The organism is Sphingopyxis sp. YF1 (assembly GCF_022701295.1).
Taxonomy (GTDB): Bacteria; Pseudomonadota; Alphaproteobacteria; order Sphingomonadales; family Sphingomonadaceae; genus Sphingopyxis.
On sequence record NZ_CP033204.1, the window covers coordinates 2,829,192 to 2,850,015 of the forward strand.

A 20,824-nucleotide genomic window follows, 5' to 3' on the forward strand; every position below is an offset into this window, starting at 1 on the left:
GACCAGCCATGCATCGCATCGACGGCCCCGGCCATGTCGGAAACCAGTTCACCTCGGGCGATCCCTCGATCGGCCAGCAGGCGACGATGGTCACCGCCGACTGGCTCAATGACATGCAGGGGAACATGGCCCGCGCCATCGAGCAGGCGGGGATCGCGCTGGCGAAGGGGAACTTCGATCAGCTCTATGCCGCGATCGTCGCGATCGCTGCCGGCGCGGCGGGCGACGGCAGCGGCGCGGTGCCGACGACGCGCCAGCTGATCGGCGCCGGCCTTGTCCAGGTGATCGGCGACCTTGCGGTCGATCGCACGATCAACGTGAAGAAGGCGTCGCCGGCCAGCGTGGCGGCAATGATCGCTGACGACGAAGCCATCACGCCCTTCGCGCTCCAGGGCGGTGCGGGCGGCAGCCTCATGGCCGGCATTGGCTATAAAACGATCTTCGGGCTGATCATCCAGTGGGGCACCTATTCGGTGGGCGCGAACGCGTCGGTCAACGTCACCTTTCCCACGACTTTTCCGACAATGTGCGTGCACGCGGACTGCGCCGGTGGCCGCCTCGATTATGGCGCCCAGGACAATAATCCCGTGGTTAGCAGCAAATCCGCGGGAGCCGCGACGATCTTCAACGCCACCGACGGCGTTGGCGTGACCGGCACCTGGTTCGCGATCGGTTTCTAAGGAGACATCGACATGGAACAGCTTCAGCATTTCTTCAGCCCGTCGACCGGCAGCTGGTTCAACGAGGCGATCCACGGCCCGCGCCAGATTGCCGACCCACAAACCGAGGCGCAGATTGAGGCCGGGCGTAAGCCGCGGTATCGCGTCAACCCCGCGTGCACGATCCCGGTCGACGCGATCGCCGTCGACCAGTCGCGCTGGATGGCGCTGCTGACTGCGCAAGGCGAGGGCAAGGTCATCAGCATCGATGCCGGCCGCGTCGTCGCGATCGACCCGGTGTCGACAGCCGAGGAGCAGCTCGCCGCGATCCGCGCGCGCCGTGATCGCCTGCTCCTCGCGACCGACCCGATGGTCACGGTGCCGGACTATCCGATCACCGAAGAACAGCGCGCCGAGCTGCTCGCCTGGCGCCAGGCGCTGCGCGACTTCCCCGACGCGATCGCGCCGTCGCTGCCATCGGCCGACGTCGAATGGCCGCCCCGGCCGAGCTGGATCGGTGAGCAGGGGGAAAAGCTGTGAGCCGCCGCAAGCAACCCGCGCTGCCCGTCCCGACGACCGACGAGGCCGCGATCGCGCTGATCAGCGAATATATCGACGTCGAGCGGAGGTTGCGCCTAGCTGCTGAAGCCGCCGACGAGATGATCGCGGGGGTGAAGGAGGGACTCGACGAGATCAAAGCCGAGGCGCGCCCCGAACAGGAGCAGCGCTTCGCGGCGATCAAGAGCTGGTGGGAAGCGGGTGCCGCCCAACGATGGGCGGGGAAGAAGCGTTCGGCCGACGTCGCCGGCGCCAAGATCGGGACGCGCCTGTCGAACGCGTCGGTGCGCATGCCGAAAGGGATCAAGATCGACGCGATCGTCGAATGGCTGCGCGGCCACTCCTGGACGGGCGCGTCGCGCTTCGTGCGCGCCAAATATGAGTTGAACAAGGACGCGCTGATCGCCGCATGGCCCGACGAGGCCGACACCCGCAAGCTGTTCGAGGACAAGGGCGTGAAGGTCAGCCAGGCCGACCAGTTCTTCATCGACGTCACCCCGGCCGACACCAAGGAAGAGGCGCGCACCGATGGCTGAAACCTCCCGCGAAGCCGCGCTCGCAAAGGAAAACGCGGACCTCAAAGCCCAGGCCGAGCGCCTCGTCTCGACTATCGAAATCCATCATCGGAACTTCGACGAGATGTACGAGCGCGCGTCGGCCGAGCCGGGCGAGTTCGCCGCCTGGGTCGCCGGCATGACGCACCCCGACGCGGCGCAGCGGTGAAAGCCGGTCCCGCCGATCGCGCGCGCAAGTGCTTCGCGCTCGCCCGCCAACCTGGCACGCACGGCGAACGCGATGCGGCGATCGCGCGCGGCATGGCGATCGTTGAGCGTCACGGCCTCAACCCCAATGACTTCGACATTCCCGGCCGCATTCGCGGGAAAAGTGGAACGGTGATCATCGATGATCCACTGGCGCCGCACCGGGATGAAAGGTTTGATCAGGCGTGCCGCGACCAGCGTTGGCGCGCTCGCGTCGCCGCTCACCACCTCGGCCGATCGCGCTTCACGGTGTTGACCGACCGTATCGACTGACCCCGAATAGGGGGAGGCAACGGGCGTTGCAGCGCCCGTCACCGCAGGGTCTGGACCCCGCACCTCGCGCTGCCCGGGCAGCGCTACGTTCCCCCGCCGGCTGGCCGGCAGGGATGGCGATAGGTGTTATAAGTGAACGAAGAATTGACCTTGGAGCCGGTGGCTCCGACCCGCCCCGTTGCAGGATATATTGGCGGTAAGAAGAACCTGTCGAAGCGGCTCGTAGCGCTAATCAACGAGACGCCCCATGACCTCTACGTGGAGCCGTTCGTCGGCATGGGCGGCGTCTTCTTTCGGCGTGATCGCCGCCCCAAGACCGAAGTCATCAACGATATCTCGGCCGACGTGACGACATTGTTCCGCATCCTCCAGCGCCACTATCAGCAATTCCTCGACACGCTGAAATGGCAGCTGGCGAGCCGTGCCGAGTTCGACCGGCTGCTGCGAGTCGACCCCGACACGCTGACCGACCTCGAACGGTCGGCCCGCTTCCTCTACGTCCAGAAGCTCGCTTTCGGGGGCAAAGTGACCGGCCGCAGCTTCGGCGTAACCACCACCGGTCCCGCCCGCTTCGATCTGACGAAATTGGTGCCGATGCTCGAAGCCGTCCACGATCGGCTCGCGCCGGTCATCATCGAGCGGCTGCCGTTCGAGAAGCTGATCCCGCGCTACGATCGCCCCGGTGCGCTGTTCTATTGCGACCCGCCCTATGTCGACGGCGAAGATGACTATGGCAAAGGCGTCTTCTCACCGGCCGATTATGCCCGACTGAGAGACCTCTTAGAAGCCGTTGAAGGACGCTTCATCCTGTCGATCAACGACCGCCCCGAGATCCGCGAGCTGTTCGCTGCCAGCACGATCGAGCCGGTCGAGCTGAACTATCGCATCAGCGGCAAAACAACACCGGCGCGCGAACTGATCATCACTGGCGGTCAGGGCGCGGCGGCGCTACATGCTACCCATGAACGGCGGCGCTAGTGCTCCAGAACCTCTTGTCCGAGACTCCAGAAGCTTTTGCCGCGCTACAATAGAAAATGTAGAATTGTTCCTCGACCCCCAGCGACCAGGTGTGGAGCAAGGGGGTCAGTTCGGCGTCGCCGAAATAATTGACCGTGCGCCAGAACCAGAAGTTCGACCCCGACAGCGCGGTCGCCGCGGCGCTCCACGACAGGTCGCGCATGTCCTGCGGGAAGAGCCGCCACCATCCGACCGCGAGCACGACGAGGAGCATGGCGAGCAGCGCGGGCAGGATGCGCAGCGCGCGGCGGCGATAGAAGCCCGCGAGCGTAAAACGATCGCCGTCCATCTCCTTGAGGATGATGCGGCTGATCAGATAGCCCGAGATGACGAAGAAGATGTCGACGCCGACGAAACCGCCAGGGATGGCATCAAGGCCGGCGTGGACGAGCAGGATTGGCAGGACGGCAACGGCGCGCAGCCCGGCGATGTCGTTGCGATACTGCATGGTCCCCCGAAAACTGGCCGGCGCGAGCCGACGCTGACTAGCGGCTTGGGGGCATCAGGGAAAGGGGGATGGCGCGGGCGGACGCAAGCGCCCGCCCGCCGCCGGATCAGGCCGGATAGGTCCAGGCGCCGTCGCGGGCGAAATTCTCTGCCGCGAAATCCCAGTTGAGCAATTCGTCGACCACCGCGTCGACATAGGCCGGACGCAGGTTCTTGCGGTCGATGTAATAGGCATGTTCCCACACGTCGATCACGACGAGCGGCTTGATGCCCGCGGTCAGCTCGGTGCCCGCATCGTGCGTGTCGGTGACCGACAGCGTGCCGTCGCGCGAGACGAGCCACGCCCAGCCCGAGGCGAAATGATTGACCGCGGTTTCCTTGAGCTTCTTCTTGAGCTCTTCGAGCGACCCGAAGTCGCGCTCGATCGCGGCGGCGAGATCGCCCTTGGGCTCGGTCCTGGTCGGGCTCAGGCTCTCCCAGTAGAAGGCGTGGTTCCACGACTGCGCCGCATTGTTGAACAGGCCCTTGTTGCCCGAGCCTTCGGCGTGGTGGACGATTTCCTCGAGCGGCTTCGACGCGAGGTCGGTGCCCTCGATCGCGGCATTGACCTTGTCGACATAGGCCTTGTGATGCTTGCCATGGTGCGTCGCCAGCGTGTCGGCCGAGATATGCGGCTCCAGCGCGTCCTGGGCGTACGGCAGGGGAGGATGAGCGATCGTCATGGCAGTCTTCCTTTTGTTTTGAACGTTCGGGGTCTTAACTCGGTATCGGGGGGCGCGGTTGCAACCCCGGGACGGGGAAATTTTCATCTCGTCATTGCGAGCGAAGCGGGCCGAAGGCGGCCGTAGGCCAACCAATCCAGAGCGGTTACCGCCTACGCTGGATTGCCGCGTCGCCTTCGGCCCCTCGCAATGACGAGGGGGCTACGTCACCATGCCGCGCAGCGTCGCGATCCGGTCGGCCTCCTCGGCGGGCTTGTCGCGGCGGATGCGCGAAATCCGCGGGAAACGCATCGCAAGCCCCGACTTGTGGCGTTTCGACGCGTGGATCGAATCGAACGCGACCTCGAGCACGAGCGACTTTTCGACCTCGCGTACCGGGCCGAAGCGGTTCAGCGTGTGGTCGCGGACGAACTTGTCGAGCCATTTCAGCTCCTCGTCGGTGAAGCCCGAATAGGCCTTGCCCACCGGAAGCAGTTCGCCGTCGTCGGACCAGCAGCCGAAGCTGTAGTCCGAATAGAAGCTCGCGCGGCGCCCGTTGCCGCGCTGCGCGTACATCATCACGCAGTCGGCGGTGAGCGGGTCGCGCTTCCACTTGTACCAGAGGCCGGCGCGGCGGCCCGCGACATAAGGGGCGTCGCGGCGCTTGAGCATCACCCCCTCGATCGCCGCATCGCGCGCGCCGGCGCGGCGCTCGGCGAGGTCGCCCCAGTCTTTCGCATCGATGACTTGCGACAGGTCGAAATGGCTGTCGGCGAGGCGCGGGACGAAGGCTTCGAGTTGCCGCCGCCGTTCGGTCCATGGCAGGCCGCGCAGGTCGTTGCCGTCGACCGCGAGCAGGTCGTACACGCGGACGAAGGCCGGATAGTCGGCGAGCATCTTCTTCGACACCGTCTTGCGTCCGAGGCGTTGCTGGAGCGCATTGAAGCTCGCGGCCTCACCCCCCTGCACCGCACCGCGCACCAGCAGTTCGCCATCGATCACCGCTTCCTGGTCGAACGCCGCGACCAGTTCGGGGAACGCCGCACCGATTTCTTCGCCGCCGCGGCTGTAGAGACGCGTTTCGCCGCCCCCGTGGACGATCTGGACGCGGATGCCGTCCCATTTCCATTCGGCGGCATAATCGGCGAGGTCGACGCTTTCCGCCTCGAGCGGATGCGCGAGCATGAAGGGGCGGAAGAAAGCAACGTCATCGAGGTCGGGACGATCCCCCCGTCCCTCGCCCCAGGCGAACAGCGGCGCATAGGGCGGCGGAATCGCGTACCACAGCTCCTCGACATCGTCGACCGGCACGTCGAACGCCTGCGCAAACGCCTGTTTCGCGAGCCGCGCCGACACCCCGACGCGCATGCCCCCCAGTGCCAGTTTGAGCAGCGCATAGCGCCCGTCGGCATCGAGCCGGTCGAGCAGCGAAGCGACGATCGCGGGCGCATCGCTGCGGGTGGCGGACGCGAGCGCATCGACCGCCTGGCTCACGCTGACGTCGTCCTTCGCCCCCGGGGCATCGGGCCAGAGCAGCGCCGCGGTCTCCGCCGTGTCGCCGACGAAATGCCGCGACAGGCGGAACAATTGCTCGTCCACCCGGGTCGCCAGCAGCGCGCGCACCGTCCCCGCCTTCACCGCCGGAAAGTCGAGGCTCTCGGTCAGCGCCGCGATCGCCCAGCCGCGGTCGGGATCGGGGGCGTGCCGCAAATAATCGACGATCAGCGCGAGCTTCGAGTTGCGCGAGCGCGTGTAGACCAGACGGTCGATCAGGGCCGCGAAGCGCTTCACGCCTCCTCCTCCAGATCGCGGCCGACGAGGTGCAGCGCGCGCGCCTTGCGCTGCGTGAGTTCGCACCAGCGCAAGAGGCCGTCCTCGCTGCCGTGGGTGATCCACGTCTCCTTGGGGTTCACGTCGGCGATCGTCGCGGTGAGTTCGTCCCAGTCGGCATGGTCCGAGATGACGAGCGGCAGTTCGACCATCCGCTGCCGCGCGCGCTGGCGCACGCGCATCCAGCCCGACGCCATCGCGGTCACCGGATCGGGGAGCCGCCGCGACCAGCGGTCGTTCAGTGCCGCGGGCGGCGCGACGACGATCTGCCCCGCCATCGCGGCCTTGTCGCTTTCCGACACGAGCCTGAGTTCGCCGAGGTCGACGCCGTGATCGGCATAGAGCCCGCACATGCGTTCGAGCGCGCCGTGGATGAAGATCGGCGCATCCCACCCCGCGCCGCGCAGCTCGGCGATCACCCGCTGCGCCTTGCCGAGCGCATAGGCGCCGACGAGCACCGACCGGTCGGGCTCGGCGCGCACCGCGCCGATCAGCTTTGCGATCTCGTCGCCGGTCGGCGGGTGACGGAACACCGGCAGGCCGAAGGTCGCCTCGGTGACGAAGATGTCGCACGGCACGACCTCGAACCGCGCGCAGGTCGGGTCGGCGCGGCGTTTGTAGTCGCCGGTGACGACGATCCGCTCGCCCGCATATTCCATCAATATCTGCGCGCTGCCGAGCACATGTCCGGCGGGATGAAAGCTGAAACGCACCCCGCCGCGCTCGAAACCCTCGCCATAGGCAAAGGCGGCATTGTGGCTCGCCTCGGCATCGACGCCGTAGCGCAGCGCCATGATCGCGAGCGTCTCGGGGGTCGCGAAGACCGCGCCATGCCCGCTGCGCGCATGGTCGGCGTGGCCGTGGGTGACGGCGGCGCGTTCGACCGGGCGCGAGGGATCGATCCACACATCGGCGGGCTTCACATGGATGCCGTGCGGATGCGGCTCGATCCAGGTCTTCGCCTTCGCCATCAGGCGGCGAGTTTCCGCGCGCGGATCAGGTCGGCAACAAACGCCTTGCGCTCCTCGGCGGCGCGCTCACGGTCAGGCAGGCGGAGCAGGAAGGATGGATGGATCGTCGCGATCAATTTGCTCCCCCCTTCCAGTTCGTGCACCGCGCCGCGCATCGACTTGATGCTGGCGCTCTTGCCCGTCACGCCGCGCAGCGCGCTGGCGCCGAGCGTGACGATCAGCTCGGGCTGCACCAGCGCGCGCTCCTTGTCGAGCCACCAGCGGCAGATGTCGATCTCGCCTGTGGTCGGGTTCTGGTGGAGCCGGCGCTTGCCGCGCGGCTCGAACTTGAAATGCTTGACCGCATTGGTGAGGAAGAGCCGCCGCCGGTCGAGCCCCGCCTCGTCGAGCGCCGCGTCCAGCACCTGCCCCGCCGGCCCGACGAACGGCCGTCCCTGCAGATCCTCCTGGTCGCCCGGCTGCTCGCCGACGAGCATGATCCGCGCTTTCGTCGGCCCCTCGCCCGCGACCGCCTGCGTCGCGTTGCAATAGAGCGGGCAGCGCGTGCAGCGATCGATCGCCTTCGCCAGCGCGCCCAGCGTCTTCACATCGTCGATCGGGGCAAGCTCTTCGGGCACGCGCGTTCGCCATTTGTCGGTCCGGGGGTTCGCAGCCGAAACGGCGGCCGCGCGCATCCGTTCCACTCGTGCACCGGCGCCCGCGAGCAACGGCGCGATATCCTGCGCCTCGGGCAGGTTGTGCCAGTATTTCTTCGGCATCTCGGCGCGCATCGCCTCGATCTTGACCCGCGCGGGGTTGAAGATCGCGCCATAATAGGTGCGCCACTGATCCTCGACGACGTCGCCGTCGGGCACCTCGTCGCGCGTGCCGCCAGGGCCAAGGGTCAGCAGCTCGTCCTGCCAGATCGCGCGTGCGTCGGGGGTCAGGATCGCCCAGTCCATCCCGTAGAAGCGCCGCTGGAAGAAGGGCGCAGTCAGCCGCAATATGCGGTGATCAGGCTCGAACCACGCCGCGAAGCGCTCGCGTTCCTCGCCCTCGCCGAGGCGGCGAAAGCGCACGAAGGCGTGCATCTTGTGGATGTCGCGGCGGATTGCCTTGTCGGTCCTGCGCAGCCAGTCGACATCGGGGTCGGTCGTCCGCGCGAGCAACTGCCGCTCGCGCGCCGCGCGCCAGACGAGGCGGTAGAGCCGCGCCGGCACCTCGGCGCCGCGATGACAGATCACCCGGTCGGCCATCGCGAGCAATTCGCGCGGCAGCTTCACCGCGCCCGCCGATGCGGGCGGCGCCTCGTCGCCGAACAGCGACGCGCCGTCTTCCGCACCGCGCCAGCTCACATCCTCGGGCGCCACGCCGCCCGCGAGCAGCGCGCGCGCGACGCCGCGCCATTCGGCGAAATCGCCGGGCCGCTCCAGCACCACCTCCCTCACGGAACGAGCCTCATAGGGCCAACGCCAGTTGTTCGGCCGGCGGCGCGAAACGCGCGCGCAAGTCGGCGCTGTCGGTGAGCTTGCCCGGCCGCCAGTCGGGGGTGACGATGAAGGGCAGGATCTTCTTCACCGACGCGGTGAGCTTGGCGAGATCGCCCAGCCGCAGCTTGCCGGTGCGCCGCACCGCGACGATCCGGTCGACCGCGCGCGTCCCCAGCCCCGGCACGCGGAGCAGCAGCTCGCGCGGCGCGCGATTGACATCGACGGGGAATATCTCGCGCCGCGTCAGCGCCCAGGCGAGCTTGGGATCGATCGCGAGGTCGAGCATGCCCCCACGCGCGCCCTCCATGATCTCGCTGCGCCCAAAGCCATAGAAGCGCAGCAGCCAGTCGGCCTGATACAGCCGGTGCTCGCGCATCAGCGGCGGGCGCACCGGCGGCAGCGCGCTGCTCGCGTCGGGGATCGGGCTGTACGCCGAATAATAGACGCGGCGGAGGTGATAGCCCGAATAGAGATTGTCCGCCGCGGCGAGGATATCGTCGTCGCGCGCGGCATCGGCGCCGACGATCATCTGGGTCGATTGCCCCGCGGGCGCGAAGCGCGGCGGCTTCGCCTTGCCGATCAGCCGGCTCTTCGCCGCCTCGAGCGCATCCTCGGCGCCGACGCGCACCGACGCCATCGTCTTGCGGATCGTCGCGGGTTTCTTTTCGGGCGCGAAGCTTTCGAGCCCGGCCTCGGTCGGCAGCTCGACATTGGTCGACAGCCGATCGGCATAGAGCCCCGCGAGCGCGACCAGCGCCGGGTCGGCGCCCGCGATCGTCTTCAAATGGATATAGCCCTGGAAACGATGCTCCTCGCGCAGGATGCGTGCCACCTCGACGAGTTGCTCCATCGTATAATCCTCGGACCGGATGATGCCCGACGAAAGGAACAGCCCCTCGATATAGTTGCGCTTGTAGAAATCGAGCGTCAGCGTGACGACTTCCTGCGGCGAAAAGCGCGCGCGTTCGACATTGCTCGACGCACGATTGATGCAGAAACGGCAGTCATAGACGCAGAAATTGGTGAGCAGGATCTTCAGCAGCGAGATGCAGCGGCCGTCGGGCGCATAGCTGTGACAGATGCCCATGCCCTCGGTCGACCCGATGCCCTTGGAGGCGACCGAGTCGCGCTTCACCGTGCCCGACGAGGCGCAGGAGGCGTCATATTTGGCGGCATCAGCGAGCACCGCGAGCTTCTGGAGAATCGTCTTGCTGCTCATGCCGATCGGCATAGCATATGGAACAAAAAAAGAACAAACTTGGGTTAGCTTCAACCCCGTCCTTGCGAGGAGCCGAAGGCGACGCGGCAATCCAGGATGGGTGTGAACCGCCCTCGATTGCTTCGCTTCGCTCGCAATGACGGTGGTTTTCGTACCCTACCCCAACCGCATGCGAAACGCGTCGAGGTGGAAATAGCTTGGATCGAACCCGCACATCGCCGCCAGCGCGTCGGCGTCGAGGAAGCGGATCCACTGGCGGTTCGTCTCGATATAGCCCTCGCGCACCAGCCGCCGCAAAACCCGGTTCGTGTGGATCGGGGTCAGCCCCAGCGTGTCGGCGATCTGCGTCTGGGTCATCGGCAGGCGCAGCACATCCTCGCCCGCCAGATTGACGATCTGCGCGCGGCGATGGAGTTCGAGCAGCAAATGGCCGATCCGTTCCTGCGCGGTCTGGCGCCCGTTGCGGACGATCTGTTCGCGCAGGAACGCCTCTTCCTGCACCTGCGTCCACCAGAAGGCCGTCGTCAGCGCGCCCGATCCCGCGAGCAGGTCGCGTACCGCGTGCGGCGCAATCGCGTAGAGCGACCCCGAAGTCACCGTCACCACGCCATGGTCGGCCTCGGCCGCGACGAGCACCTGCAGATCGAAGATGTCGCCGGGCAGCAGGATGTTGAGGATCTGGCGCCGCCCGTCCTCGAGTTCCTTGAAACGCGCCGCCCAGCCTTCGCGCATCACCAGCACCGCGTCCATCGGTTCGCCCGCGCTGATGATTTCGCTGTTCGCCGCGAAGGGGCGGACCTTGCCGCCGAGCGCGAGCAGCTGCGCGCGATCCCCGTCGCCGAGATCGCTGTAATAGGACAGGCGCGCAACCAGCGCTTCGAGCGTCATGGGTCCTCCGCCCCGATCAGGTTTCGCGCCAGCGCGCGGGCAGCGTGATCGTGCACACCAGCCCGCCCGGCTCCCATTGCCGTTCGATCGTCCCGCCCAGATTGTTGCGCACGCTGCGCTCCATCAACAGGGTGCCGAAGCTGGTGCGTTCGGGCGCGGCGACCGCGCCGCCGCCCCCGCTCTCGGCCCAGGTCAGGCGGAACCGGCGTTCGTCGCCCGCGCCGTCCTGCGTCCAGTCGACGTCGACGCGGCCGTTTTCGGTCGCCAGCGCGCCATGCTTGACCGCGTTGGTCGCCAGTTCGTTGAACAGCAGCGCCATCGCGACGAGCGCATTTTCGGGGAGTTCGAGGTCGGGGCCCGACCAGCGGATGCGCGGAAAGGCCGCCTCGACCTCGCGCATCAGCGCGTGCATCGACCCGGTCAGGAAATTGGCCCCGAGCAGCACATTCTGCGCACGGTTGAGCGCGTCGAGGCGGCTGCTGATCCGTTCGACATAATCGTCGACCCCGGTCGCGGCGTGCCGCGTGAGCGAGATGATCGCGCCGACCGTCGCGAACAGGTTGCGCATCCGGTGGTGCAGTTCGCGCAGCAGGATGGTGGCATTGTCCTGCCGCTGCTTCTGTTCGGTGATGTCGCGGCTGATCCCCGTCAGCACGGCGTCGTTCGACCGCACGTCCCAGTCGGCGTGCGCGGCGAGCCAGCGCACCCCCGTCTCGGGATGGACGATCCGATATTCGGTGACATAGGGCTCGCCCGTCGCGACCGATTCGCCGAGCACCGCGCGCACGCGATCGCGATCGTCGGGATGCAGGCGTTCGAACACGCCCTCGATCGTGCCGAGCGCGGTCGCATAATCCGTGCCCCACAATTGGGCGACCGCCCCGCTCCAGCGCACCTCGCCCGCCTGCGCATCGTAGCGCCAGGTCGCGATGCTCGAAAAGTCGAGCGCGCGCTCGAGCGTGCGCTGCGCCTCGTCGCGGTCGATCGCGGTGCGGCGCAATTCGGCCTCGGCCATGAGGATCGCGGCGAAATCGGCGAGCCGGTCGAGGTCCTTGGGCGCCGGCGCCGGGCGCGGCTTGTCGTCGATGATACACAGCGTCCCCAGCACGTCGCCATTATAGGCGCGCAGCGGCATGCCGGCGTAAAAGCGGATATGCGGCGCGCCGGTGACGAGCGGATTGTCGCGGAACCGCGGATCGGCGCGCGCGTCGGTCACGACCAGCGGCGCATCGTCGATCACCGCATGGTGACAGAAGCTGACGTCGCGCGGCGTCTCGCCGGCGTCGAGGCCGACCGCCGACTTGAACCATTGCCGGTCCTCTTCGACCAGCGACACCAGCGCGATCGGCACCTCGAACAGGTCGGCGACCAGCTTCGTCACCCGGTCGAACGCCGGTTCGGGCGCCGTGTCCATGATCCGATATTCGCGCAACGTGCGCAGGCGCCGCTTTTCGTGCTGCGCCTCGTCGCGATCCCCGCCGTCCGCCAATTGCCGCCCCTTGTCTGCCGCTGGCGTCATACCGCCACCATCCTGCCCCCGGGCCGCTGTGCCATGATTCAGCTCCTTACAAAAGCATGGAGGCCGAAACGGCGAAAAGAGCCGGAATTCCGTCCCTTCCGCCGCGGCCCTGGCGCGTCCCGTCGGTTTCTACGCACCGCGCGCCGACAGGTTGCGCAGATTCCTGCGGCCGCATCGGAACCGCATCGGGCGCGGGTGCGTATGACCCGTATCAGAGAGGGAGGTTCTGGATGAGTCTGGGCGAAGAAATCCGCGGTCATCTGCCGTTCCTGCGCCGCTATGCGCGCGCGCTGACGGGCAACCAGCAGCATGGCGACAATTTCGTCCACACGATGCTCGAGGTGATCGTCGCCGCGCCGGACGAATTCCGCACCGACGACGGCATCCGCATCGACCTCTACCGCACCTTCCACCGCATCTGGGAAAGCGCCTTCATCGAGGATGGCGAGCAAAGCGAGGAGGATGCGTTCGTCCGCGCCGCGACGCGCCGCCTGTCGCGCCTCACCCCGCTCGGCCGCCAGATCCTGCTGCTGACCGCGCTCGAGGGCTTTTCGACCGAGGACGCCGCGCGCATCACCGCGACCGACCTCGCCACCGTCGAAGCGCTGCTGGCCGAGGCGGTCGACGACCTCGACCGCGAATCGCGCACCTCGGTGCTGATCATCGAAGACGAACCGCTGATCGCGATGGAGCTCGAACAGATCGTCCGCGGCCTCGGCCACGACGTCGCGGGGATCGCGGCGACGCACGACGACGCCGTCGCGGCGTTCGAGAACAGCGACGCGGGGCTCGTCCTCGCCGACATCCAGCTCGCCGACGGCTCGTCGGGCATCGACGCGGTACAGGACATTCTCGCGATCGCGCCGGTTCCCGCGATCTTCATCACCGCTTTCCCCGAACGGCTGCTCACCGGCCACCGCGTCGAGCCGACCTTCCTGATCTCCAAACCCTTCCGCGAAAACACCGTGCGCGCGGCGATCAGCCAGAGCCTGCTCTTCACGCCCCAGCTCGCGGCCTGACCCCCGTCCTTCGGGCTGGACAGAATCGGACGCGCGCCGCTACCGGCGCGCGATGGGTATCGTCGCAACAATCATGAACACCGCCACCGGCCAGCCGATCCAGAAAATGAGCTTCGGCCGCATGCCGAAACCATGGGCCAGCTTCAATCTTGAAACGGGCGAACTCGTCACCGCCGAACGCATCGACGTCGGCAAACCCGCCCCGGGCAAATTCGCCGCGCCGGTCCATGTGTGGGTCACCGTCAAGCCGAAGGGCTGAACCGGGCGGAATGACCGAAACGGGGTGGGGAGCAGCCGACTGAGTGGCGAACCGGTTTCCCCTCCCGCGTGCGGGAGGGGCAGCGAGGCTTGCCAGCTTGCTGGTTAGCCGCAGCGGGGTGGGCCATCGCGACGCCGCTGCCCACCCCCGACCCCTCCCGCAAGCGGGAGGGGAGAAGAGTGTCCGCAATCGCTCGAAAGCCGCACCCACGGCGTCCCGACACGGCTCGCCGCCGCGCGGTGAAGGCGGGGCGGCCTATCCCCCGCTCGGTCCGTTCGCGGTCAGTTCGTCGACATTGTCCATGATCGCGCGGAACGCCTCGCTCGCGGGCAGTTCGTCGTCGCTGCGCAGCGGCATCGCGCCGCCGTCGAGGATCGCGTGCAGCGCGGTGCGCGCGCGCGACACGCGGCTCTTCATCGTGCCGACCGCGCAGCCGCAGATCGCCGCCGCCTCCTCGTAGGACAGCTGCCCCGCGCCGATCAGCACCAGCGCCTCGCGCTGGTCGACGGGCAGCTGCATCAGCCCGCGCTGGACGTCGGCAAGGTGCAGGCTGTCGTCCTGGTCGTCGGGCGCGACGAGCAGGCGTTCGGCGGCGAGTTCGTCATAGTCGGCGGTGAATTTCTTGCGCCGCATCTGCGACAGGAAACAGTTGCGCAGGATCACGAAGGCCCAGCTCTTCATGCTCGACGGGCCCGGGATATATTGTTCGCGCGCCTTCCACGCCTTCATCATCGTTTCCTGGACCAGGTCGTCGGCGAGATCGGCGTTGCCGCACAGGCTGCGCCCGAAGGCGCGCAGGTGCGGCAGCATCGCCGCGAGTTCGCGCTTGAAGGCCGTGTCGTCGAGCGGACGGGCCGTGCCGTCGGTCATCGGGCGCGCCGCTCCGGACGCTTGGGCGGGGCCGGGAAGGTTTTTCTTATCATCTGTCCAGAGCTTAACCCGTCGAGCGCATGATGCAAACCCATATAGCAGCCGCCCCGCTCACCCCGCCCCGCCGTGTCCGCCGAGCGCGAGGAAACTGGTGATCAGCCGTTCGTCCTGCGGATCGAGCCCGCCCCGCGCGGCAAGCCGCGACAGATCCTCGCCATGGTCGCGGAACAGCGGGCTGTAGAGCATCGAAAAAGCTGCGAACTCGCGCGCCTCGACCAGCCGGCGGCGCACCTCGATCATGCCGTTGTGGCGCCGGTCGGCGCGGATGCGCGCGAGGCAGGCCTCGACTTTCGAAACCGGCCCTTCGAGCAGCTGCATGAAATTCTGGCCGTTGTAGATCAGCGCCCCGGTCAGCGCGTCGCGGGCATTGTTCGCCTGCGCCTGCGCGACCAGCGCGACGAGATCGGCGGACCCGATGGCCGGGTCCGCGACGCTGACATAGATGACCGAAAGCACACCATACCCCTCCCGCGCCGGCCGCGGCACGCGGCGACCCGGCGCGACCGTAGCGACCGTCCGGATCGCGCGCCTTAATCTGGATTAGGCCGCGAATATTTTGTCCGCGCAGCATCCCGTCGCAAAAAACAACCCGCGCGGGAACTCCGGCCGTTTTTTTTCGTTCCTCGGACATGGCAACACACGGCGATCACAGGACGAAAGGCGATGGCGCTCCCCGGCCGCTCAACGGCTCGCGCTCCACGCCGGGCAGCTTCGCGGGCCTTGGCGGCGATCACTGGCACCGCGCGCTCACGGGCCGCCAGTCGCCCGAACCGGTCAGCACCAAGCTGCGCATGATCTATGGCAACATCGTCGCCGAACCGCTGCCCGACCGGATGTGCGACCTTCTTTCGCAGCTCGACCACAAGGTGTCCGACCGGAAATGACGCAAAACAGTGCCGTTGCGCGAGCGGAGGGAACGGCCAGCCTTTCGGATCGCGAATTCAAGACTCTGCTCGCCGGGGTCATTCCGCACCTGCGCGCCTATGGCCGCAGCCTGTCGGGCAACCCCGACCTCGCCGACGACCTGACGCAGGACACGATGGTCAAGGCGTGGGCCTCGCGCGAACGCTTCGAACCCGGCACTTCGATCAAGGCGTGGACCTTCGTCATCCTGCGCAACACCTTCCTGTCGCAGATGCGGCGCAACAAGTTCGTCGGCGATTATGACGAGAGCGCGGTCGAGCGGACGCTGTCGACCCCCGCCAGCCAAGAGGAATCGGGCGAGATGGCCGATCTCCAGCGCGGGCTGATGGAATTGCCGCAGGACCAGCGCGAGGCGCTGATCCTCGTCGGCGCGGGGGGCATGTCGTACGAGGAGGCGGCGACGATCTGCGGCTGCGCGCTCGGCACGATGAAGAGCCGCGTGTCGCGCGCGCGCACCGCGCTCGAGGACATCATGGACCGCGGCCATTTCAGCCAGAAGCGCGCCGACGCCGCCCCCGCCAGCGAGGCGATCGACGCGATCATGGGCAGCGTCGAGACGATCGCGGCGCGCCACGAAGCCGGCGGCCGCTGAACGCCGGCGCCGTTCGCGCCTCTCGACTTTGCCGGCCGGGGGCGCCAGATTGCTCCCCCCTCCTCCCCAGCCAAGCGAGTTCCCCATGAAGAAGATTTCCGCCCTCGCCCTGTCCGCCGCCGCGGCGGTCGCGGCCTGCTCGTCGGGCGCGACGCAAAGCGGCGCCGCCGCACCGGCCGCCGCGATCGACAGCAACGGCGACCAGCCCGCCATCCCTCTCGCCGACGCGCCCTTCACGGTCGAGGAGGTGGCGAGCTTCGACGAACCCTGGGCGATGACCTTCCTCCCCGGCGGGCGGCAGGCGCTGATCACCGAGAAATCGGGCAAGCTCAAACTGTGGCAGGAGGGCGGTTCGACACGCGACGTCGCGGGTGTCCCCGCGGTCGCCTATGGCGGCCAGGGCGGCTTCGGCGACGTGATCCTCGCGCCCGATTTCGCGGCCAGCGGCACCGTCTATCTGAGCTGGGTCGAACCTGGCGAGGGCGGCACCTTCGGCGCGGTCGCGGGCAAGGCAAAGCTCGTCCTGGGCGCCGCGCCGCGGCTCGAAGGGCTCGAGACGATCTGGACCCAGTCGCCCAAGGTCACCGGGCGCGGCCATTTCTCGCACCGCCTCGCCTTTTCACCCGACGGCAAATATCTGTTCATCGGGTCGGGCGAGCGCCAGAAATTCGATCCCGCGCAGGACATGAAGGCCAATCTCGGCAAGATCGTCCGCCTGAACCCCGACGGCAGCGTCCCCGCCGACAATCCCTTCGCGTCCGAAGGCGGCGTGACCGCGCAGATCTGGTCGCTCGGCCACCGCAACATCCTCGGCCTCGCCTTCGACGGCGCGGGCCGGCTCTGGAACCAGGAAATGGGTCCGAAGGGCGGCGACGAGGTCAATCTGGTCGAGGCAAAGGCCAATTACGGCTATCCGGTCGTGTCGAACGGCGACCATTATGACGGCCGGGACATCCCCGACCATCCGACGCGCCCCGAATTTGCCGCGCCGAAGCTGTGGTGGAACCCTTCGGTCTCGCCGGGCGGGCTCGTCTGGTACGGCGGCGACCTCTATCCGGGCTGGAAGAACAGCCTGCTGATGGGCGCGCTCTCGGGCGAAGGGCTGATCCGCATGGGCATCGACGGCGACCGGCTCACCAAGTCCGATCGCTGGGACTTCGGCCGGCGCATCCGCGAGGTCGAGGTGCGCGAGGACGGGACGGTCTGGCTGCTCGGCGACGGCCCCGGCGGCAAGCTCATGAAGCTGGTTCCGCGGGGATAATTGTTCCCCGGCGAAAGCCGGGGTCCATGAAGCTTTGCACGGGCTGGCTGGACCCCGGCTTTCGCCGGGGAACAGGAATGACTATATCCCCCCGATGATCCGCGCCTTTCTCGCCCGCCGTGCCGAATGGCCCGCGCGCGTCCCCGATCCCGACGCGCCGCCGCGGCTCGCGCTGCTGTGGCGCGAGGCGGGATCGCTGCTCCGCGCGCTCGGCGGCCGCATCCGCCCGATGCCGCCCGAACCCAACCCCGACAGCGACCATCCGCCGGTGATGGTGCTGCCCGGTTTCCTGTCGGGCGACTGGGCGACCAAGGCGCTGCGGGCCGACCTGCGCCGCGCGGGGTTTCGCTGCTACGCGTGGGGCCTCGGGTTCAACCGCGGCGCGACCGCCGACATCATCGAGCGTATCGACACCCGCGTGCAGTGGATCATCGACCGCACCGGCCACGCCCCGGCGCTCGTCGGCTGGAGCCTCGGCGGCATCTATGCGCGCGAATATGCCAAGCACCATCCCGCCAAGGTCGCGCGCGTCGTGACGCTCGGCTCGCCCTTCTCGGGCAGCCGCCGCGCCAATCGCGCGTGGCGCCTCTATCATCTGATCGCGCGCCACCCGGTCGACAATCCGCCGATCGACTTCCACCCCGCGCCGCGCCCCGAAATGCCGACCTTCGCGCTGTGGTCGGCTTTCGACGGGGTCGTCGCGGTGAACAGCGCGCGCGGCGGCCCGCACGAAAGCGACCGCCAGGTCGAGGTCGACTGCGCGCATATGGGTTTCGCCTATGCCCCGACCTCAGTCGCGGCGATCGTCAAGGCGCTGAAGGAAGAGGTCGGACGCGCCAGCTGATCAGCACACGTCGATCCCCGGTCCGGGGCGCCATTTCATCAGCATCCGCCCGGGCCGCCGCCCGATCTGCCCCGTCGCGAGGAAGCCGACCCGCCGCAGCAGCGCGCGCGAGCGCTCGTTCCCCGGATGGCATTCGGCGACGATCGCCGCCCCCGGCCGCGAGGCCGCGATCTCGCGCACCACCGCGTTCACCGCCTCGGTCGCGAGCCCCTTGCCGCGTGCCGAGGCCGCGAACCAGTAACCGACCTCGACCTCGCGCGCGTCGCGGCGGTGCACCCCGACCACCCCCTGCAGCCGCCCTTCGGCGCGGTCGCGCACCGCGTGGAACACGTCGCCGCCGCCCGAGCCGGCGATCAGCGCACGCGCATCGGCCTCGGTGAAGGGCGCGGGCAGGAAATGCACCTGGTCGGTCACCGACGCATCGGTGATCGCGGCAAGCGCCGACGCGTCGTCGGCGTGGAGCGGTGCGATGCGGCACCGGTCGGTCGAGAGGGCAAGCAAGGTATCGGTCATGTCGCGTCTTCCAAGATGCGCACGCCGTGACCGGATGGGGGATGTGATGGGATAACCATTCGCCTGTCCGAACACGGCGGCGATGGTCACAGGTGATGCCATGCCGCTCCTATGTAAAGGAGCGCCAATATGCCTTGAATCGGGGTTGCAGGGCGTCGGTCATCGCGGGCGGACCTAACAGCGCCGCGCGCCGCGATCAAGCCCCCGCCGGCACGGCATTGTTTCGCCCGACGAGCCCCCTTCACCGCCAGCGCGTGATGCCCGGGGCGCGCCGCGCCCGCCCCTCGACCCGTCATGCCGCTTGCATCGACGATTATTACAATATATTGCGCAATATATTGTAATAATCGTCCTGGAGCAGCAAATTCGATGACCGACAAACGCTGGACCGCCCTGCTGGTCGCCGCGACCGCGTGGCTGACGACCGTCGCCGCAGCGGACGAGGCGCCGCTTTCCGCCGCCGACAGGCGCGCCGTGGTCGAGCAGCTCGGCCGGACGCTCGAGGCCAATTACGTCTTTCCCGACAAGGCAAAAACCATCGCCGCGGCTTTGCGTCACAACCTCGACGCCGGCGATTATGACGCCGCGCACGATCGCCCCGCCCTTGCGCGCGAGCTGACCGACGATCTGATCGCCGCAAGCAACGACCTGCATTTCGCCGTCGGGGTCGATCCGGCGTGGGTCGCCGACCATGCGGCGCGACAGGACCCCGCGCGCGCCGCCGCGGTGCGCGACGAGGAACGCCGCGACGAGGCGCGGCAGAATTTCGGTTTTGCCGGCCTCCGCTACCTCGACGGCAACATCGCCTATGTCGACCTGACGCATTTCGCCGACCCCGAACTCGGGTACGACGCGGCGGCGGCGGCGATGCGCTTCATCGAGAATGGCGACGCGGTGATCTACGACCTGCGCTACAACAACGGCGGACATCTGGAGATGGCGCAACTGCTCGCCAGCCAGCTCTTTCGCGGCGACAAGGATCAGGAGCTGTTCGACTATTATTACAACCTCGACGGCCGCCGCGTCGAACGCGGCCAGTGGGTGCTCCCCGCGCTGCCCGCGAAACGGCTGACCGGCAAGCCCGTCTATGTCCTCACCGGCTCGACCAGTTTCTCTGCCGCCGAATGGTTCGCCTACACGCTCAAGAAGCTGGGCCGCGCGACCCTCGTCGGCGAACGCACCGCGGGCGGCGCGCACCCGGTCGACCGCAAGCCCGTCGGCACCGACTTCTTCCTGCAGGTGCCGATCGGCCAGATCCGCGATCCCGTCGATCGCGGCGATTTCGAGGGCCAGGGGGTCACGCCCGACCATCCGGCGGCCTCCGCCGATGCCCTCGCCGTCGCGCACCGCCTCGCGCTCGCCGACCTCGCCAAAGCCGACCCGGCCAAACGGGCCGACGCCGACTGGCTCGCGCCCGAACTCGCCGCGCGGCCGCCCCTGTCCACCGCCGCGCTCAGCGCGATCGCCGGCCGATACGAAGGACGTCGCATCGACCTCGTCGACGGCAAATTGCGCTACACTTGGCGCGAACGCTTCCGTCTGGCGCTCGAACCGCTCGGCGGCGACCTGCTCGCGATCGAAGGGGTGCGCGACTTCCGCTTTCGCATCGTGCGCAAAGGCGGCAAGATAGCCGCGCTCGAACGCATCGACCGCGACGGAACGACCCGGATTTATGCCCGCCTCCACTGATCTCCCCAATGCCCTGGACGACATCTCGTTCCTCGGCCGCCTCAGCGAAGCGCTGAGCACGCGGATCGAGGAACAGACGCGCCCCTTGTTCGACGACGCCGGCATCACCGTCCCCGTCCGCTCCTGCTCTTTGCTCGCCGCGCTGGAGGCGGCGGGAGAAGCCTCCGCCGCCGATCTCGCCCGCGCGCTCGGCCAGTCGCACCAGCTGGTGGTCCAGAAATGCCCCGCGCTGCTTCGTCTCGGCCTCATCACCCAGCACGCCGACCCCGCCGACGCACGGCGCAAGATTTTCCGGCTGACGGACGCGGGCCGCGACCAGCTCCGCCGCATCGACGCCTATAGCGTGCGGATAAGCCGCGTTTATCGCGCACTCTTCGAAGAGGTCGGCGACGTCCACGCCGTGATATTGAAAGCGCTCGACGCGCTCGCCGACAAACCGCTGAGCGAACGCGTCAACGATTAGCCAAAGCGTCCGGACCAT

The 20,824-nt window shown here is 67.9% G+C and carries 25 protein-coding genes; 14 read left to right on the forward strand and 11 right to left on the reverse strand.

The window, feature by feature from the left end; all coding sequences use genetic code 11:
• Positions 1-8: 8 nt before the first annotated feature.
• The 6 genes from EAO27_RS13780 (at position 9) to EAO27_RS13805 (ending at position 3,229) form a co-directional block, all read left to right on the forward strand.
• Entirely contained in the window at positions 9-680 is a 672-nt protein-coding gene (locus tag EAO27_RS13780; RefSeq protein WP_242770711.1) for a hypothetical protein, read from the forward strand.
• Positions 681-692: 12 nt separating this feature from the next.
• Positions 693-1,199, forward strand: a complete 507-nt coding sequence (locus EAO27_RS13785; protein ID WP_242770713.1) for a phage tail assembly chaperone — start codon at positions 693-695, stop codon at positions 1,197-1,199.
• Positions 1,196-1,753, forward strand: coding sequence for a host-nuclease inhibitor Gam family protein (locus EAO27_RS13790; protein WP_242770715.1), 558 nt, complete (start codon positions 1,196-1,198; stop codon positions 1,751-1,753). Before EAO27_RS13785 ends, EAO27_RS13790 begins: the two co-directional genes overlap by 4 nt.
• Positions 1,746-1,940, forward strand: coding sequence for a hypothetical protein (locus tag EAO27_RS13795; protein ID WP_242770717.1), 195 nt, complete (start codon positions 1,746-1,748; stop codon positions 1,938-1,940). Before EAO27_RS13790 ends, EAO27_RS13795 begins: the two co-directional genes overlap by 8 nt.
• Positions 1,937-2,251, forward strand: a complete 315-nt coding sequence (locus tag EAO27_RS13800; RefSeq protein ID WP_242770718.1) for a hypothetical protein — start codon at positions 1,937-1,939, stop codon at positions 2,249-2,251. Before EAO27_RS13795 ends, EAO27_RS13800 begins: the two co-directional genes overlap by 4 nt.
• Before the next feature lie 132 nt (positions 2,252-2,383).
• Positions 2,384-3,229 carry a DNA adenine methylase gene (locus EAO27_RS13805; protein ID WP_242770720.1) on the forward strand — a complete coding sequence of 282 codons (846 nt, stop codon included), beginning with the start codon at positions 2,384-2,386 and terminating at the stop codon, positions 3,227-3,229.
• Here EAO27_RS13805 and EAO27_RS13810 read toward each other — a convergent pair.
• The 8 genes from EAO27_RS13810 to EAO27_RS13845 all read right to left on the reverse strand — a co-directional run bounded on the left by EAO27_RS13810 (position 3,207) and on the right by EAO27_RS13845 (position 12,312).
• Complete coding sequence (locus EAO27_RS13810; RefSeq protein WP_242770722.1) at positions 3,207-3,716, reverse strand: acyltransferase; 510 nt, start codon at positions 3,714-3,716, stop codon at positions 3,207-3,209. The two genes, EAO27_RS13805 and EAO27_RS13810, sit on opposite strands and share 23 nt — an antisense overlap.
• A 106-nt stretch (positions 3,717-3,822) precedes the next feature.
• Positions 3,823-4,437, reverse strand: a complete 615-nt coding sequence (locus tag EAO27_RS13815) for a superoxide dismutase (protein WP_242770724.1) — start codon at positions 4,435-4,437, stop codon at positions 3,823-3,825.
• A 201-nt stretch (positions 4,438-4,638) separates the two neighbouring features.
• The gene (locus EAO27_RS13820) at positions 4,639-6,207 is read right to left on the reverse strand and encodes a cisplatin damage response ATP-dependent DNA ligase (protein WP_242770726.1); all 1,569 of its coding nucleotides are present in this window, start codon (positions 6,205-6,207) and stop codon (positions 4,639-4,641) included.
• A complete protein-coding gene (locus EAO27_RS13825) occupies positions 6,204-7,217 on the reverse strand; it encodes a ligase-associated DNA damage response exonuclease (RefSeq protein ID WP_242770728.1) in 1,014 nt (337 codons plus the stop codon). The genes EAO27_RS13820 and EAO27_RS13825 overlap by 4 nt, the downstream gene beginning before the upstream one ends.
• Complete coding sequence (locus EAO27_RS13830) at positions 7,217-8,632, reverse strand: UdgX family uracil-DNA binding protein (RefSeq protein ID WP_242770730.1); 1,416 nt, start codon at positions 8,630-8,632, stop codon at positions 7,217-7,219. The genes EAO27_RS13825 and EAO27_RS13830 overlap by 1 nt, the downstream gene beginning before the upstream one ends.
• A 22-nt stretch (positions 8,633-8,654) precedes the next feature.
• A complete protein-coding gene (locus EAO27_RS13835) occupies positions 8,655-9,905 on the reverse strand; it encodes a putative DNA modification/repair radical SAM protein (RefSeq protein WP_242770732.1) in 1,251 nt (416 codons plus the stop codon).
• Between the two features lie 156 nt (positions 9,906-10,061).
• Positions 10,062-10,793 (reverse strand): Crp/Fnr family transcriptional regulator, encoded by a 732-nt coding sequence (locus EAO27_RS13840; RefSeq protein WP_242770734.1) that lies wholly within the window; start codon positions 10,791-10,793, stop codon positions 10,062-10,064.
• Positions 10,794-10,809: 16 nt separating this feature from the next.
• Positions 10,810-12,312 (reverse strand): GAF domain-containing protein, encoded by a 1,503-nt coding sequence (locus tag EAO27_RS13845; protein WP_278190098.1) that lies wholly within the window; start codon positions 12,310-12,312, stop codon positions 10,810-10,812.
• Between the two features lie 230 nt (positions 12,313-12,542).
• Between EAO27_RS13845 and EAO27_RS13855 the strand changes: the two genes are divergently transcribed.
• Complete coding sequence (locus tag EAO27_RS13855) at positions 12,543-13,331, forward strand: response regulator (RefSeq protein WP_242770736.1); 789 nt, start codon at positions 12,543-12,545, stop codon at positions 13,329-13,331.
• Positions 13,332-13,383: 52 nt separating this feature from the next.
• On the forward strand, positions 13,384-13,590 hold the full coding sequence (locus EAO27_RS13860) for a hypothetical protein (protein WP_242770737.1): 207 nt from the start codon (positions 13,384-13,386) through the stop codon (positions 13,588-13,590).
• A gap of 255 nt (positions 13,591-13,845) precedes the next feature.
• Here EAO27_RS13860 and EAO27_RS13865 read toward each other — a convergent pair whose 3' ends face one another.
• Together EAO27_RS13865 and EAO27_RS13870 are read right to left on the reverse strand one after the other, a co-directional pair.
• Positions 13,846-14,460: a sigma-70 family RNA polymerase sigma factor gene (locus EAO27_RS13865; protein ID WP_242770739.1), complete on the reverse strand. Its 615-nt coding sequence runs from the start codon at positions 14,458-14,460 to the stop codon at positions 13,846-13,848.
• Between the two features lie 111 nt (positions 14,461-14,571).
• Positions 14,572-14,976 carry a BLUF domain-containing protein gene (locus tag EAO27_RS13870; protein ID WP_242770740.1) on the reverse strand — a complete coding sequence of 135 codons (405 nt, stop codon included), beginning with the start codon at positions 14,974-14,976 and terminating at the stop codon, positions 14,572-14,574.
• A 173-nt stretch (positions 14,977-15,149) separates the two neighbouring features.
• On the opposite strand from EAO27_RS13870, the gene EAO27_RS13875 reads away from it, so the two are divergent.
• From EAO27_RS13875 to EAO27_RS13890, 4 genes are all read left to right on the forward strand, one after another.
• On the forward strand, positions 15,150-15,404 hold the full coding sequence (locus EAO27_RS13875; RefSeq protein WP_242770741.1) for a NepR family anti-sigma factor: 255 nt from the start codon (positions 15,150-15,152) through the stop codon (positions 15,402-15,404).
• On the forward strand, positions 15,401-16,036 hold the full coding sequence (locus EAO27_RS13880) for a sigma-70 family RNA polymerase sigma factor (protein WP_242770742.1): 636 nt from the start codon (positions 15,401-15,403) through the stop codon (positions 16,034-16,036). Before EAO27_RS13875 ends, EAO27_RS13880 begins: the two co-directional genes overlap by 4 nt.
• Positions 16,037-16,121: 85 nt before the next feature.
• Positions 16,122-17,297, forward strand: coding sequence for a PQQ-dependent sugar dehydrogenase (locus EAO27_RS13885; RefSeq protein WP_242770743.1), 1,176 nt, complete (start codon positions 16,122-16,124; stop codon positions 17,295-17,297).
• A 94-nt stretch (positions 17,298-17,391) separates the two neighbouring features.
• Entirely contained in the window at positions 17,392-18,141 is a 750-nt protein-coding gene (locus tag EAO27_RS13890) for an alpha/beta fold hydrolase (protein ID WP_242770744.1), read from the forward strand.
• Here the strand turns inward: EAO27_RS13890 and EAO27_RS13895 are convergent, their stop codons facing one another.
• Positions 18,142-18,654, reverse strand: a complete 513-nt coding sequence (locus tag EAO27_RS13895) for a GNAT family N-acetyltransferase (RefSeq protein WP_242770748.1) — start codon at positions 18,652-18,654, stop codon at positions 18,142-18,144.
• Positions 18,655-19,023: 369 nt separating this feature from the next.
• Between EAO27_RS13895 and EAO27_RS13900 the strand changes: the two genes are divergently transcribed.
• The gene (locus EAO27_RS13900; protein WP_242770750.1) at positions 19,024-20,343 is read left to right on the forward strand and encodes a S41 family peptidase; all 1,320 of its coding nucleotides are present in this window, start codon (positions 19,024-19,026) and stop codon (positions 20,341-20,343) included.
• On the forward strand, positions 20,327-20,806 hold the full coding sequence (locus EAO27_RS13905) for a MarR family winged helix-turn-helix transcriptional regulator (RefSeq protein WP_242770751.1): 480 nt from the start codon (positions 20,327-20,329) through the stop codon (positions 20,804-20,806). The genes EAO27_RS13900 and EAO27_RS13905 overlap by 17 nt, the downstream gene beginning before the upstream one ends.
• The last annotated feature ends 18 nt before the right edge of the window (positions 20,807-20,824 follow it).